The 15,428-nt window shown below is 72.0% G+C and carries 6 protein-coding genes and 1 pseudogene; 1 reads left to right on the forward strand and 6 read right to left on the reverse strand.

What is annotated here, in order from left to right; all coding sequences use genetic code 11:
• Window positions 1-102: 102 nt before the first annotated feature.
• Window positions 103-8,316, forward strand: coding sequence for a hypothetical protein (locus tag ACFYNL_RS14570; RefSeq protein ID WP_388802044.1), 8,214 nt, complete (start codon window positions 103-105; stop codon window positions 8,314-8,316).
• A gap of 91 nt (window positions 8,317-8,407) precedes the next feature.
• Here the strand turns inward: ACFYNL_RS14570 and moeZ are convergent, their stop codons facing one another.
• The 6 genes and pseudogenes from moeZ to ACFYNL_RS14600 form a co-directional block, all read right to left on the reverse strand.
• The gene (moeZ, locus tag ACFYNL_RS14575) at window positions 8,408-9,586 is read right to left on the reverse strand and encodes an adenylyltransferase/sulfurtransferase MoeZ (protein WP_388802047.1); all 1,179 of its coding nucleotides are present in this window, start codon (window positions 9,584-9,586) and stop codon (window positions 8,408-8,410) included.
• Window positions 9,587-9,649: 63 nt separating this feature from the next.
• Window positions 9,650-10,399, reverse strand: coding sequence for a spherulation-specific family 4 protein (locus ACFYNL_RS14580; protein ID WP_388802050.1), 750 nt, complete (start codon window positions 10,397-10,399; stop codon window positions 9,650-9,652).
• Window positions 10,387-11,364 carry an NAD-dependent epimerase/dehydratase family protein gene (locus tag ACFYNL_RS14585; RefSeq protein WP_388802053.1) on the reverse strand — a complete coding sequence of 326 codons (978 nt, stop codon included), beginning with the start codon at window positions 11,362-11,364 and terminating at the stop codon, window positions 10,387-10,389. The genes ACFYNL_RS14580 and ACFYNL_RS14585 overlap by 13 nt, the downstream gene beginning before the upstream one ends.
• A gap of 378 nt (window positions 11,365-11,742) precedes the next feature.
• Window positions 11,743-13,197 carry a hypothetical protein gene (locus ACFYNL_RS14590; RefSeq protein ID WP_388802056.1) on the reverse strand — a complete coding sequence of 485 codons (1,455 nt, stop codon included), beginning with the start codon at window positions 13,195-13,197 and terminating at the stop codon, window positions 11,743-11,745.
• Window positions 13,194-14,903, reverse strand: coding sequence for a DUF3492 domain-containing protein (locus ACFYNL_RS14595; RefSeq protein WP_388802059.1), 1,710 nt, complete (start codon window positions 14,901-14,903; stop codon window positions 13,194-13,196). Before ACFYNL_RS14595 ends, ACFYNL_RS14590 begins: the two co-directional genes overlap by 4 nt.
• Before the next feature lie 222 nt (window positions 14,904-15,125).
• Window positions 15,126-15,418: pseudogene (locus ACFYNL_RS14600) on the reverse strand (ABC transporter ATP-binding protein); the annotation flags it as partial.
• Window positions 15,419-15,428: the final 10 nt, after the last annotated feature.

Here is a 15,428-nt window from a genome sequence, read left to right on the forward strand (position 1 = left end):
ATTCATTGTCAACTCCGGTCCTGTACAAGTCCACTGCCGATAGACTGCCCCTTCTTCCTCTCCACTTGATGCACGAGGCACAACGGGGGTCACGTGTCCGTGATGAACTCCGACGGGATCTCGACGGCAGCCCGGGATCTCGAACTGTTCCTGTCCGGCCGAGGGCGCGGCGCCGAGGGGAGCTACTCCCCGGCGGTGCTCAAGGGCGTGGGGCCGTTCGCGGTGTTCCTGCACCGCAGAGTCGCCATGGCGTCGTCGGTGCTGGTGCCGGCGGCGGAGCGAGTGGTCAGCCCCAGCCCACACGTCCTGCTGCTGCCCCGGTTGTGCCAGCGCGCGGCGGCCGTGGACGAGCATGCGCTCGCCGAACTGCTGGACTGGGCGGAGATCGCCTGGTCCGGGCGCACCAGCCAGCGCTACTTCTACGCCCGTCGTGCGTTGCCCGAGCCGGTGTACCAGCATCTGCACGAGCTGGTGACTCGGCATGGCGCCGTGATGCGCCGGGCCACCGGATCGCTGGCACTGCGCGCGCGGGCCGACCATCTGCGGGCGGAGAAGGACCGCCTCGCGGGTGTCGACCGCACGTTCACCCGACCGTTGTTCGTCAAGCCCGTGGAAGCGGTCCTGCATGACCTCAGCCGGGGCGTGGTCGACGACCACGGGCTGCTGGAGCATCCCCCGGAAACGCTCGTCGCGCGGGCCAACGCCGCCCACCGCGGCCATGGCAATCTCGCGCCGGTCCCCAGCAGCGGCAAACGCTGGCCGGTGTTGGTGAAGAACACCGCCGAGATCTGCGAACTGCTGCGCGGCCTGTTGGAGATCGCGGCCGAGCACACCTGGGAAGGGCCCGACGTCTCCATGCCGCCGCTGGACCGGCTCGACCCCGGTCTGGCGCCTGTCGTCGAGGCACTGCTGTTCACCTCCGCGGATCTGGACGAGCCCCGGGCCGACGGCGAGGGCAGCTGGGTGGCGCGGGTCGCCGCCGAGGCGCTGATGCTGGCGGCCGCCGAGCACCGGCATCTGATCGCCCTGTCAGCGAGGGGGGCCGGCGTGCCGGACGAGGTGACCGCGCCGGCACTTGAGCCGCTGGAGAGGATCCGCGAGCAGGCGGACACCCTGTTCCGGGGACTGGCGCGTGATCCGGACGGGGAGGGTGAGGACCTGCACAGTCTGATCCTCGACGCCTTGGTCCGCGGTGATCTGCCCGACGCCAGGCAGGGCCTGGACATGCTGGAGGAGCTGGCCGGACGCACGGCCGTGGAGGCCAGGGCGGCGGCCATGCGGCAGGCCCTCGCCGGTCTCCAGGACAGGAAGGCGGCAGAGGCCGTAGGGCTTCACCTCCGCACGGTGGAACTGCACCTGGAAGGTGGTGACCTGCGTGCGGCCGAGTCCTACATCGTCCAGGCCGAGCAGGCCATGCCCGTCGACCCGGAATCGGCACCTACGCGGCAACCGCAGGACGCGGAGCCGACAGCGGCGCCCATGAAACCGGAACAGCACACCCCCACGCCCCAGACCGAGCCCGGGGGCACCGTTCACGACGACGAGCTGCCCGCCCGCATCCTCGCCGCCGCCCGGACCCCGACGCAGCAGACGGCGGACCGGGCACAACTGGAGCGGGACATTCAGCAGCTGGGCCGGTCGGGTCCGCTGTCCGACGTGGTCGGCATCGCCCGTGACCTGCTGCACCTCGCACCCGACCTGGTCCTCGAACTCACCGACCTGACACTGCTTCGGGCCCGCCCCGCCCTGCGTCCCTCCCTATGGCAGCTGCAGTACGACGCGCTGCGCGGCCTCGGCCACACGGAACGCGCCGAGAGTGTCTTCCTTCAGGGCCATCCACCGCTGCCGCCCGAGAGCCTGCCGGTCGGCGAGGCCGTACCAGGTGCAGACCTCCTCACCCCGTACTTACGACCGTTCCACGGGCCGGACGGCACCGCGGAGCCGAGCGGCGGCGCAGGAGCCGGGCCGCGCACGCCGGACGAGGAGGCGCGACTGCACGCCCGGTCACTGGAGGAGGGCAACACGGCCGCGCTCGGCTACGCCATCGGCTGGGCGGTCCACGCGGGCAGGGCCGCCGACGCCCTCGACCTCTACCGGCGGTTCGGGCCGTACCAGTACATCAACGCGGCGGCCGCGTGGAACATCGCCGCCGCCTACGCCGCCGTCGGCTGCGCCCCGCAGAGCCTTCAGGCCCTGGACGTCTTCCAGAACATCCTCTCCCGCATGGAACCCGTCCAGCGGCGTGCGATGACGGAGTTCATGGCCCTCCACCAGGTACGCCCCGCAGCCGAACCGGCTGGTGCACCCGGTGCGCCCACCGGGCTCACGCACCCGGAGGAGGAAGCCAAACGCCTGCACGCCGTGGGCCGCGCGAAGGAGGCGGCGGCCCGGCTGGAGCATCTGCTGTCGACCAACCCGCGCTCCCCCGGCGCCTTCCTGCTGCTGCGCATCCACCGCGAGGGCAACGACCTGGCCGGTGCCCGTTCGGTCGTCGACCGCATCGAGGCGGCCGGAGCGGCGACTTGGCGGCACCACCTCGAACTCGCCCGCAACGCCGTGGACGCCGGGGACCTCGCCCTCGCGGGGGAACGTCTCGAACGCGCCCAGCAGATGGGCGCCACCGCCTACTGGACGGAGAAACTCCTCCAGCAGCTGCGCGCCCAGCAGCGCGACCGGAGCGAGATCCGGCCCACGCCCGTGCCCGTCACCGGCACGGCACCACCGCCCGCCAGCACCAACGACATCGAGGCCTGGCGGAAGTTCTTCGCCACCCAGCTGCGCACGCAGGGACTCCATGACGTCCTGGAGGCCACCACGTGGACCTCGCTGCGCGAACCCGTCATCGTCGGCGTGCTCACCTCCCAGCTGCGTATCCTGGGCATCCCCGTGCCCCGCACCGAGATCACGGAACGACTGATCGGCCTGGTCAACCAGTGCCGTGACTCCTTCCTCAGCCGCGACCTCGCCATGTGGCTGATCAACGGCGGCGACCCCCGCACGGCGGTACGGGTGCTGCAGGACTGCGTGGCCTGGACACCGCCCGAGCGGCTGCCCCGCGTGGTGTTCCTGCGGGACCAGGCCGTCCGCAAGGGCGGGCTGCCCGAGGCCGGCTACGACCCGCCTTCACCGCCGACCCAGGTCACCGGCGCCCGGCGGGCCGTCGTGGATCCGGCGATCGTGCCCGAAGTCCACGTCCAGGAGATCGGCGGGCCGGCGGCGGCCGACCCCCTCATCCACGACGCCCAGCAACTGCCGTCGAACACCGACCCCTCGGTCATCGCCGACGCCTGGCTGAGAGCCGCACGCGACGGGCACTCGGTGGCCCTGGGCAACGCCCTGGCGACGCTGGTGCGCGCCTCCCGGGCCGAGGAGGCGATCGCCTTCTACCACAGCGTGTCCGACCGGTACTGGCTCGGCGGCGCCGCGGCGTGGAACCTGGGCTGCGCCTACACGACGTCCGGTCACGTGGAGGAGGCCGTCACCACCTTCCAGTACCACGCTCGTGTCTCCACGTGGAGCTACAGCGACGAACAACGCAGGGCCCTGACCGCCCTGTTCGCGTCCGTGGGCCGCCCGGTGCCCACACCCGCGGGCAACAAGCCGCTGCCGGTCCGGGGCGGCGACGCGCGGCCCGACACCGGCGAGCAGGCCGTCGCCGGGCTCGGCGACGCGGCCGACAGCGCCGAGGGAGAGGCGGCCCGACGGATCGCACAATGCAGCGGCGCACCCACCAGCCACCACTTCTACTCCGCCGGCACAGCGGTGCGCCGGGCCATGCAGTCCGGACCGCCCGGCAATGTCGCCCGGTACCTGGCGACGATGCGGAACCTCTTCGCGCTGGTGACCGACCCCAACGCGAACGCCGTCGCCGAGATGGCGGCCGTACTCGAAACGGCTGGCCGGGCGGAGGAGGCCTGGGACCTGCTTCTTCAATGGATCGACCGGACCCGTGCGGAATCCGCGCTGCTGGCCCCCGCGGTGCGCATCTCCCGCGAGCTGGGCCACGACGGGGAGTTGCGCAGGCTGCTTGAACGGCACCACAGGAACAACTCCCGCTACGAGATCCACCTCAGCCTGGCCAAGCTGGCGCAGCGGCAGAACGACGAGGAGGCGCTGCTCAAGTACGCCGACCTCGCGCTGCAGCGAAACCGCCGGTCCGTGGAGGCGGCCGTCCTCAGGGAGAGCGCCGCAAGCCGCCGGGCGCCCCTTCCGGGGGACGACCGGGGCGTTCTGGCCAAGGTCAAGAACCCCGCCATGCGGGAGAACCCGGCGATTCAGCAGTTGATGCACGAGTACGCCGACGAGGTGCGCACGCTGCGGCTGAAGGCACTCACCTGGTTCCAGCCGAAGATCGACCGGGCGGACCTGGAACGCCGTTTGTCCACGTCGCTGCGGACGCGGGCCGCGCCCGCGTTCCGAGCCGCCGCGGAAGAGGACTGGGAGACGGCGACCCGGCTGTTCAAGGAGCTGCTGGAGCAGCATCCCAGGAACATCGCCCTGAGCCGGGCGACGGTGGCCTGTCAGCTCAAGTGCGGCATGGTGGACGACGCGGCCGCCGTCGCCGAAGCCCTCGGGCACCTTCCGGACGGGGTACGCCTACAGGTGCAGGTCGCCTGCGACCGGGGTGACTACGCCGAGGCCGGCCGTCTCCTCGAACTCTTCCTCACACTGCACGACGGTTCGCCGGAGGAGGCGATCGCGCAGGCCGGTCTGCTCACCCACCTCGTCGCCAACCGCGCCCCCGTGGCGCCGAGACTGCTCCTGGAGTTCGCTCGGCGGCGCAGGCCGGGTACCTCCGACCTGCCGCTGGCCCTCGCGGTGGTGCTGGCCGACCGGCAGCGCAAACGCGACCTCGCGCGGGAAGCGGTCCGGGAGCTGCGCCGCCCACACGGCATGGAGCCGGACGCCCTTGTCACGCAGGCGATCGAGTACGACGCCCCCCACATCCTCAACGACACGGCCGCACCGCCCCTGGGCGTGGGGCACCTGGAGCGCATGGTGGAGCACCTGCGCACGGACACCCCTCGGCTGCTGTGCTTCCTCAAGGATCACCTGGGGCTCACGGCGACATCCCTGGACAGCCCGGTGGTGCGCGAGGCCCGCGAGTACTGCGCGACGCTGCTCGCCGAACACGGGTTGGTGCGCGACGCCTACGCCATCTGGCACGAGCTCGTCGAGAACGCGCCCACCACGGAGGAGAAGGGCAGGGCCCTGGACAAGCTGAGGTCCTTCTGCGAGCAGATCTCGTTCGCGGAGGGCTACCGCTACGCCCTGGTCACCCTCCCCGAGGTCGGCATCGACCCGAGCGACGAGGACCTGGCCCATGTCGACGACCTGTCCTCGGAGACGGAACCGCAGGCTCTGCCGGAGGAGACCAAGGAGCTGGTCCAGGCGGTGGTGGCCCGCCGTTCCGGCCCCCTCGCGCAAGCCCTGACCGCGGCCGTGGACCAGCTGAAGGCCGACGCGGGTCCCCAGGACGCCGTTGCCCTGGAGAGGTTGAGGGGTCTGTGGACGGGGCTGGCCGAGCGGCTGGAGGACCCCGAGACGGCCTCCCGTCTGGCCGGCAGGACGACACGTGGTCTTGTCGAGTCGGCCACTCGTGTCGAGAGCGAGCTGCACATGCAGCACCGGCTCGCGAAGAACCTGATCTCGACGGCACACAGCGAGGCGGCCGTCCAGCTCTCCGACGCGTTGCACGCTGCGTGGGACGAGGTGGCGCGGCATCACCTCAAGAGCGGCGGAGTCCAGCGCCGACTCGATCTGACGGTGCACAGGGCGACCCGGCTGGGCACCGGACCCGTCGAGATCAAGGTCGAAGTCACCAGCTTCCGCCAGCCGTTGCGGCCGGTCACGGTGCGCGTCGACACCAAGACGTTCATGGTGGGCGATCTGGAGCCCCACTCCTCCGCGACACGACGCTACGTCCTGACCCAGGACGCGCAGGAAGTGACGGTCACCGCCTCGGGTGTGATCGACAGGCCGGACAGACCGGCCGAGAAAACACTGACGGCACCGGTCACCGGCTACCCGCACGACCAGCGACTGGCCGCGCGCTTCAACCCGAGCGATCCGGTGGACCCGGACTTGTTCGTCGGCCGCACCAAGGAACTGGAGGACCTGACCCACCACTACGAGAAGGCAGCCCGCACCAACACCCGGGCACTGTTCATGACCGGCTCGCGTCAGGCGGGCAAGACCTCGATCGCCTACCAGCTCAGCAAGGTGCGTCCCCCCGGCGCCGCCGAACTGCCGCCGCCCGGCAAGTGGCGCATCCCGAGGGTGTTCCCCGTCTATCTGAACGCCGAGATGACCGCCGACGGGGACGGCCACCTGATGACCGACATCGCCAAGGCGGTCGCCCTCGCCGTGGACCAGGCCCTTGACGGCCAGGCACCGGACGTCGGCATGCCCGAGGGTTCCGGTTCGCTGGACTTCCTGCGCTGGTGGCGGGACGTCCGGCAGCGGCTGTGGCAGGAGAGAGTCGGGCTGCTGCTGATCCTCGACGAGTTCCAGCATCTGCTGTGCCGGCTCAAGGAGTCCGGATCCCTGGAGTCCGCGCTGAGCGACCTGCGCGGACTGAAGAACGGTGGCGATCTGGCCTTGCTGTTCTGCGGGGCCGCCACCACCGAGGGGATCCGGGAACTGCTGGAGGGCACCCGGTTCCAGCAGGAGTTCACCACGCCGTACGTCATCGGGCCGCTGGACATGGAAGCCACGCTGCAGGCCTTCCATCAGGGGTTCCTGCCGCCCGTCGATGTGATGCCCGACGCCGCCGCCCGGGTGTGGGACCGTACCAAGGGTCACCCCCAGCACATTCACATGCTCGGCAGTGCGGTCCTGGAGCTGCTGCGCGAGGAGCAGCGGACGATCGTGGACAGCGACCTCGTGGAGAAGGCGTTCCACCGGGTCGTGGCCGACGACGACGCGGTGATCAGTTTGCTCGACCCCTACGGTGTGGGACACCGCGAGCAAGCCCTGGAACTGCTGCACAAGATCGCCGGGCTCATCGACGAGGGCGCGTCCGACGCCGCGGTGAAGGCGCAGCTCGGCACGGAGTTCAAGGACCTGGAAGCACTGCGCGCGTTCGGCATCCTCGTCAAGGCGCAGGACGAGTGGCAGTGGATCAACGAGATCGTGCGTACCTGGCTGGACAAGCGGCGGCCGCAGAACTCCGAGCGCACGCAGTCCGGCTGGCAGGCCGACGAGGAGGCCCTGAGGAGTGCGGGCTACCTGGTCGTCAGCCGCGAGGACGGCGACGGGCCGAAGACGTGCCTGGTGCAGCACCCCAGCCATCCGGAGCCGCTGGTGGCCCGCCACCACCCCGGTCACCGAAGTACGCTGGCCCGCCTCAACGAGATCCTGCACGACCCCACGAGCAACGTTCCGGGTGTTCCCGACTTGCTGTCCTGCTGCGGGGACTGGGTGCTGTTCCGCGCGGTGGAAGGGGTCAGTCTGCGGCGGAAGCTCGACGCCAGGCTGGCCGGAAGCGTCGAGATCAGCCCGGTCGACGCGGCTCGTTGGATCGCCGACGCGTGCGTCACCCTGCACGGGATGCTCGACGCCCGGCACATCACGCACGGGAACCTCCGTCCTGAGAACCTCGTGCTGGTCGGGGAGGACCCGGGCGAGCTGCATGTGCTGGACTGGGGATACGGCGCCGACCTCGTGCCCGACAAACCCCTGCTTCCGGCCGGGCCTGTGTCGGGATACGCGCCGCCCGAGGCCCGCGGCGGCACGTCACGGGTGGCCTCGCCGCAGGACGACGTGTTCGCGCTGTCGGCGATCCTCTACCAGTTGCTGCACCCGTCCGGCGCCCTGCCCTACGCCGACGAGGAGTCGTTCCGGTCCGGCCCGCCGCCGCTCCCCGGGTACGGGTCGTTGAACAGCACCGTATGGCAGGCCGTGAGCAAGCGCCCCGACGCCCGCTTCCCCAGCGCCCTGGAACTGCGCAAGGCCCTGGAAGAAGCCGTGCCCGAACTGCGGCGCGCAGACGGGAAGGCGGCGGAGGCGTCCGGAGGCAGTCCTTCGGCAGCCCTCCCCGGTACGACGCAGACCGAACTGCGGGGCAAGCTGGACCAGCTGACGGAGGTGATCGAGTTCCTCACGGACAGCCTCACAGGGGATGAGGAGAACGACGTCGAACGCGACCGCTCCCAGCTCACCGAGGCTGTTCGAGCCGATGCCCCTGATCCCCGCCGGGTCACGAGGTTCGCGCGGCGTTTGCGGGAGACCCTCGCCAACCTGGGAACTCCGTCGTCCGCCATATCACCGGCCATCCGTATGGTGGACGAGATACTGGACGTCACCGGGTCGTAAGTCACGTGGCGGAGAACGAGCGAAGCCCACGGCATCCGAACCGATCGGACGCCGTGGGCTTCTTCTGTTCCGCCGGGCGGCGGAAGGGGGGTCAGTAGACCGGCTTGTGCGGTTCGATCTGGTTGACCCAGCCGATCACGCCGCCGCCGACGTGGACGGCGTCGGAGAAGCCCGCGGACTTCAGGACCGCGAGGACTTCCGCACTGCGGACACCCGTCTTGCAGTGCAGGACGATCTTCTTGTCCTGCGGGAGCGACTCCAGGGCGGTGCCCATGAGGAACTCGTTCTTCGGGACCAGCCGGGCGCCGGGGATCGAGACGATCTCGTACTCGTTGATCTCGCGGACGTCGATGATCTCGATGTTCTCGCCGTCGTCGATCCACTCCTTGAGCTGCTTGGGAGTGATCGTCGAGCCGGCGGCGGCCTCCTGGGCCTCCTCGGAGACGACGCCGCAGAAGGCCTCGTAGTCGATGAGCTCGGTGACGGTCGGGTTCTCGCCGCACACCGCGCAGTTCGGGTCCTTGCGGACCTTGACCTGGCGGTACTGCATCTCCAGGGCGTCGTAGATCATCAGGCGACCGACCAGCGGCTCACCGGTACCGGTGAGGACCTTGATGGCCTCGGTGACCTGGATGGAGCCGATGGACGCGCACAGCACGCCCAGGACGCCGCCCTCGGCGCAGGAGGGGACCATGCCGGGGGGCGGGGGCTCCGGGTAGAGGCACCGGTAGCAGGGGCCGTGCTCGGACCAGAAGACGGAGGCCTGGCCGTCGAAGCGGTAGATCGAGCCCCACACGTACGGCTTGTTCAGCAGCACGCAGGCGTCGTTGACCAGGTAACGCGTGGCGAAGTTGTCCGTGCCGTCGACGATCAGGTCGTACTGGCTGAAGATGTCCATCACGTTGTCGGCCTCGAGCCGCTCCTCGTGAAGGATCACGTTCACGTACGGGTTGATGCCGAGGACGCTGTCCCGCGCGGACTCGGCCTTGGAGCGGCCGATGTCGGACTGGCTGTGGATGATCTGGCGCTGCAGGTTCGACTCGTCGACCTCGTCGAACTCCACGATGCCGAGCGTGCCCACGCCCGCGGCGGCGAGGTACATCAGCGCCGGCGAGCCCAGGCCGCCGGCGCCCACACAGAGCACCTTGGCGTTCTTCAGCCGCTTCTGCCCGTCCATCCCGACATCGGGGATGATCAGGTGGCGGGAGTACCTGCGAACCTCGTCTACGGTGAGCTCGGCAGCGGGCTCGACCAGGGGTGGCAGCGACACGGGGACTCCGTTGCTCGGTCTATCACTACGGTTGTTCTCTCCGTAACACTGCCATGGGCTTTTTCATTCCGAGACACCTGTTCCGATCCGCGAGACGATTTCGTCCCAGTAGCCGGGCATGCTCTCCCAGGGGTCGGTGCGGCCGCCGCGATCCGTGCGGTCGGTGAACCAGATCGTCGAGGCGCCCTGCCAGCGGGCGATGCGCAGCGCCTCGTCGAGATGTCCGAGCGGAACCCCTTGGACGAAGTGGCAGAAGCGGTCGGGCGGATAGTCGGCGGTCCACTCCGCCACCTGCGACCAGCGGTAGTCGCTCCACGAGCCCCGGAAGGTGACCAGCTGGTCGGCGCACTCGGCGTAGCCGGGGTGGGGGTGGGTGCCGTGACCGAGGACGATGTGGGCCTGGTCACGCAGGGCGCGCAGGGCACCGACCGTGCGGCGGGTCGCGGGCAGGGCGGCGCGTTCGGCCGGGCAGCGGTCCAGGAGGAAGCCGTCGACCCGGTACCAGTCGAGGTACCGGTGCGCCTCGGAGATCACCTCGCCGAAGGGGCTGCCGCCGCGCGCCAGATCGAGGTGGCCGAGGACGCGGACACCGGCGTTGCTCAGCCGTCCCGCGGCCTCCAGGCAGTGCGGATCGGGGCGGGTGCCGGGGCCGCCGGCGACGTTCAGGACGACCCAGTGCAGGGGCGTGCCCGGTCGGGTGAGTTCGCCCCATTCGGTAGGGGCGAGCAGGGGGTGGGCGTAGCCGGGGACGCCTAGGCCGGTGCGGAGGGCGGTGCTCGACGCGGCGGGTGTGGTGCGGGTCAGATACGGCATGCGGCCTCCATCCAGATGTCGCCGAGGGATTCTTCGAGGTTGATGCGGGGGCGCCAGCCGAGCCGGTCGCGTGCGGTGCGTACGTCGGCCTGCTGCCAGTTGCCGCAGCCGTCCGGGTACGGGTAGGCGACCGGGGCGGCGTGGCCGGCGTGGACCGCGTGGTCCGAGCCGTCGCGGGGGTGGCCGATGGACGGCCGCAGCGGGCCGGGCGGGCCGTCGAGTTCGTGGAGGGCGCCGCCGTAGCCGGCCACCCGGGCGAGGACGGCGGCGGCGTCGCGCAGGCGGACGGCGCGGCCGGAACCGATGTTGATCACGCCCTGGGCGGCGGAGAGCGAGGCGGCGTGGACGGCTCGGGCCACATCACGTACGTCGACGAAGTCGCGTTGGGCGCCGAGGCCGGTGAGCTTGAGCTCGCCGTCGCCCGACTGCATGGCACGGCGCATGGCCTCGGCCAGGCGGCCGAGGGGGGAGCCGGCGGGGGTGCCGGGGCCCGCGGGGGAGAAGACGCGCAGGACCACGGCGTCCAGGCCGGAGCCCAGGACCAGTTCGGTGGCGGCGAGCTTGCTGACGCCGTAGGGGCCGCCGGGGCGCGGGACGGCGTCCTCGGCCGTGGAGGAGCCGGGCTGGCTGGGGCCGTACTCCGCGCCGCAGCCGATCTGGACGAGACGGGCACCGCAACCGCTGCGGCGCAGGGCCTCGCAGACGGTGGCGACGGCGACGGTGTTGTGCCGGGTGAGCTCGCGGGCGCCGCCTCGGGTGGCGCCCGCGCAGTTGATGACGACGCCGGGGTGGACCGCGTCCAGGAACCGGGTGAGGGCACCGGGGCTGCCGGACGCGAGGTCGAAGCGGACGTCGGCGTCGTCGCCGCGGCCCAGGGCGGTGAGTTGGACGGCGGGGTCGGCGAGGAGGCGGTCCGCCACGAAGCGGCCGAGGTAGCCGTTGGCTCCGATCAGCAGGACTCTCATCGGGCGGCTCCCGGGGCCGAGCGGTGATCGGGTCGGGAGGTGATCATTCGGGGGTCTCCTTGAAGGGCTTCGGGCGGGAGGTCTTTCGGGGGCTTCATGGGGCCGGGCTGGGGGGAGACGGGCCCGGACCGCATGGCGTGAGCGGGGGCGCGGGTGGCTGCGTGTGCCTGCGGTGGTCCGCGCCGCCGGGCGGGGGCGCGTAGGCCTCCGGTGGGCTGTGCGGCCGGGCAGGGGTGCGTATGCCTGCGTGCAATGGCCCGTGCCGCCGGACCGGAGTGGATGAATAGGCATGCGGTCGCCGTGCAGCCGGGTGGGGATACGTACGGCGCGTCGCGGTCGGCCAGCGGTCGGGGTCGCACCACGTGAGGTGCCGCCGGGTCACCACGGCCGGTCCTGTGCGGCGTGGGCCGATGCCCTCGTCAACGTCCGCATCGAGTGGAGCAGGAGCACCAGGGCTCCCGCGCCGCAGGCCGTCGCCGGGACGGCGCCCGGACCCCACGTGCCGACGAGGGTCTGGAACGGTGTCGCCAGCCAGGCGCAGCCGGGGAGGCGGGAGGCGAAGGCGATGGCCAGGGCCGTCGCCTCGGCTGTGACGGTGGCGGTGAGGACCAGGGCGGGGGCGTGGCTGAAGCCGTGGATCGCGAGGAGGCGGGACAGGAGCAGCAGCGCGCCGAGGGCGAGGGTCCGGAGGTGGGCGGCGGGCTCGTCCAGGGCCGTGCCGGTCAGGAACACCAGGGCCGTCAGGGCGCTGAGGTACAGCGCGAAGGTGCCGAGGAGCAGGGGCTTCATGGAGGTGGCGAACTCCTCCAGGGCTCGGCTGGCCGAGAGCTTGCGGTGTGCCCGTACGGCGAGGAGGTGGGCGCACCAGGCCGCGGGAGCGACGGACAGCGTGAGGGCGAGGACGGGCGCGACGGCGAGCGGCCAGGAACTGTCGGCGGCGGGCAGGGGGTCGGGGGCCGCTGCTGCCCGCAGGAGGCCGTCGCCGAGAAGGGCGTAGGCGATGAGCCAGCTGATCCGGGCGCCGGTCGGGTGTGTCCTGTCCCTGGTGGCGAGGGGGCCCCGGGCCAGCGCCGCGCGCAGGGCGAGGGCGACGGCGACGGCTCCCGCGGCGGCCGTGATCAGGCGGGACTGACCGTGGGTGAGGTGCAGGCCGGTGACGGTCGCCGCGCAGAACGCTCCGGGGAGGAGGGTGAGGAGGAGCCAGCCGGCTCGTGCGCGGGGCGGGGTGACGGCCGGGGACGCAGGGGGCGTGTCCGCGTCGCGGGGGACTCGGGCGTACATCTCCTCCGCGAGGGAGAAGACGTCCCGGTGCAGGAAGCGGGCCGCGGTGCGGTCGGTGATGCCGTGGGCCTCCAGGCCGGCGGCGATCTCCAGTGGGTCCACGGCGCGTTCGCACAGGTCGCGGTGGTGGTGCATGAGCGCCTTCACGGGGTCGGCGCCGGTGCGGCGGGCGGGGGGCCGGCGCTTGCCGGAGCCGCGGGTGGGGGACGGTTCGTCGCCACCGGCGGTGAAGGGCGTACCTGCCCGGGAGGGCACATCGGGATCGGAGGGCACATCGGGGCCGGAGGACGGATCGGGGCCGGAGGACATCTCAGCGCCGACCGGCCCCTCGCCCCCGGAGGACATCTCAGCGCCGGACGGCTCACCGCCGCCGAAGGACGGCTCACCGTCGAAGGACGCCTCACCGCCGCAGAACGTGCCGGCAGCCGCCTCCCCCTGCGCAGGCGTGTCCCGTACGTCCGTCTCCGTCAGGAGCCACCCCTCCGACCGCTCGTCCCACGCGCCGGGACTGCTGGGGGCGCCTGGCCGGTCCAGCCCTCCCACGCCGCTCACCGCGCACCCTCCGTCGCGGCCCGCACGGTGGCCCGCACGGGACGTGCCGTCGGCCGCTCGGGGCCGCCGCGGGCCACCAGGCGTGGGGTGCGCTCGGTCCAGCGGCCGGGGACGTGGGCCTCGGCGGGGAAGGCGAAGGGCAGCGGGTCCCCGGCCTGGTCGAGGACCACGCGGCGCACCGGTGTGCGCGAGACGATCTCCAGGTAAATGCCGTGAAATGCCGCGACGTTCTGCTCGACGGTGAACAGTTCGAGCGCACGCGCGCGTGCCGCCGCGCCCAGGCGTGCCCGGCGCTCGGGGTCCCGCAACAGCGCCACGCAGGCCTCCGCCAGCGCCCGCGGGTTGCGCGGGGGGACGACGAGGCCGGTGCCGCCGATGACCTCCACCACCGCGCCGACATCCGTGGACACCGTGGCGCGGCCGCACAGCATGGCTTCGACCAGGCTGATCGGGAAGCCCTCGACGACGCTGGACAGGACGGCCACGGCCCCCGAGGCGTACGCCTCGGCGAGGGTCGGGAGTTCCGGGCCGCCGACCTCCTCGAAGGAGACCGGGTTGTCGCCGGCCGTGTGCGGCCCCTCGGCCTCGTCGGGGAAGAGCTGTGCGGCCAGCGCCCGGCAGTGGCCGAGGTAGGCGGCGCCCTCGGATCCCGAGGCGCTGCCGACGACACGCAGGCGGGCCTTCGGCTCCTCCTTGCGGACCTCGGCGAAGGCGTGCAGCAAGGAGACCAGGTCCCTGGCGGGTTCGACCCGGCCGACCCAGACGAGCGTGTCCGGGTCCGCGGCGTCCGTGGCCTCACCGATCTCGGCGAAGCGGGTGGCGTCCATGCCGGGGTAGACCGTGCGGAGCTTGGCGCGGTCGGCGCCGCAGCGCTCCTGCCAGCGGCGGGCGTGGGCGTTGCCGGGCGTGACGAGGGCGGCCCGGGCGTAGGTCTCGGCGGCGAGCCTGCCGTGGAAGGCGGCGAGCAGGGACCGTACGGCCGGTGAGGGCTCGGTGGTGGCCAGATAGTGCGCGCGGAGCCGGACCCCGTACTCGGTCAGCAGCAGCGGTACGCCCCAGAAGTGGTGGGCGAGCAGGCCGGGCAGAGCCGCCGAACCGCCGGAGGCGGCGTGGCACAGGTCGACCGCGCCCAGCCCGTCGTCCTCGTACCAGTCGAGCGAGAGGGGGCGCAGGGCGCGTTCCAGATGCGCGGTGACGGCCAGCAGATCGGGAACGCGCGCCTCCCGCGCCGTGCGCAGGGCGCCCCGCGCGCGGCAGGCGCCCTCCAGGGTGCGCACGGCGGACTCGGAGCGCAGCGCGGCCACGAGTCCGCCCTCGTCGCGGGCGAGTTCGGCGAGTCCGTACAGCGCGTTGCCGAAACGGTCCGCCTCAAGGGCGGAGGCGTCCTGCGACGCTCCGGACGACTCAGCACCGGCCCCCGCGCAGAGCACGGCCACCAACTCGCCGTAGCACTCGGCGAACCGTCGACGCGCACGGCGGCCGTGGACCACCCCGTCCTCCTCGGCCGTCCACAGCGGTGCTGTACGCACCCGGCTGACCTGCGGCGGAAGGGGAACCCAGCCCTCGTCCTCCTGCTGCTCGCTGCGGCTGAGCGCGTAGAGGTCGAACGCGTGCTGTTCGAGCCCGCGCACAAGCCGGTCGCACCAGAGCCTGGCCTCACCGCTCACATACGGATAGCCACCCTCCGCAATCAGTCCGATGCGCACGAGTGCACCCCCGATCTCCCGTAAGGGGAGCCGCCGTTCCCCCGGCGGCTCGCAGCGGGAAGAACGTATGCGGACAAGGCGGTGGCGCGACGGACGGTTGTCCATCGCACCACCAAAAGGGGTGAACGGTCGTAACTTTCCCGTGCGGTTCGCGTTCCGTCGCGCTAGGAGATCACGCGCGTACGCACCGTCACTCCCGCCCCATGAGTACGGCCTGTGCGGTCACACCACGGCCAACTCCCTTCGCGCCGCCCGCCGCTGGGCCGCGACGTAGCGGGTCGAGTGCCGGTACGGCGGCCAGGAGCCGCTTGGTGTACGGGTGCCGCGGGTTGTCGTACACCTCGTCGGCGGGGCCCTCCTCGACGATCCGCCCGTGCCGCATCACCGCGAGCCGGTCGCTGACCCGGCGGACGACGGCGAGGTCGTGCGCGACGAAGACGAGCGCAAGTCCCAGTTCGCGCTACAACTCGCCGAGCAGGGCGACCCTGGGCCTGGGCGGTGACGTCGAGGGCGGCCCCGCGCTCC

Source organism: Streptomyces sp. NPDC007808, assembly GCF_042868655.1.
In the GTDB taxonomy this organism is placed as follows: domain Bacteria; phylum Actinomycetota; class Actinomycetes; order Streptomycetales; family Streptomycetaceae; genus Streptomyces.

Excerpts from the sequence above, each read along its gene's own strand:
- ACFYNL_RS14570 (WP_388802044.1), top strand. The coding sequence starts at position 103 with ATGAACTCCGACGGGATCTCGACGGCAGCCCGGGATCTCGAACTGTTC.
- ACFYNL_RS14580 (WP_388802050.1), bottom strand. The coding sequence starts at position 10,399 with ATGCCGTATCTGACCCGCACCACACCCGCCGCGTCGAGCACCGCCCTC.
- ACFYNL_RS14585 (WP_388802053.1), bottom strand. The coding sequence starts at position 11,364 with ATGAGAGTCCTGCTGATCGGAGCCAACGGCTACCTCGGCCGCTTCGTG.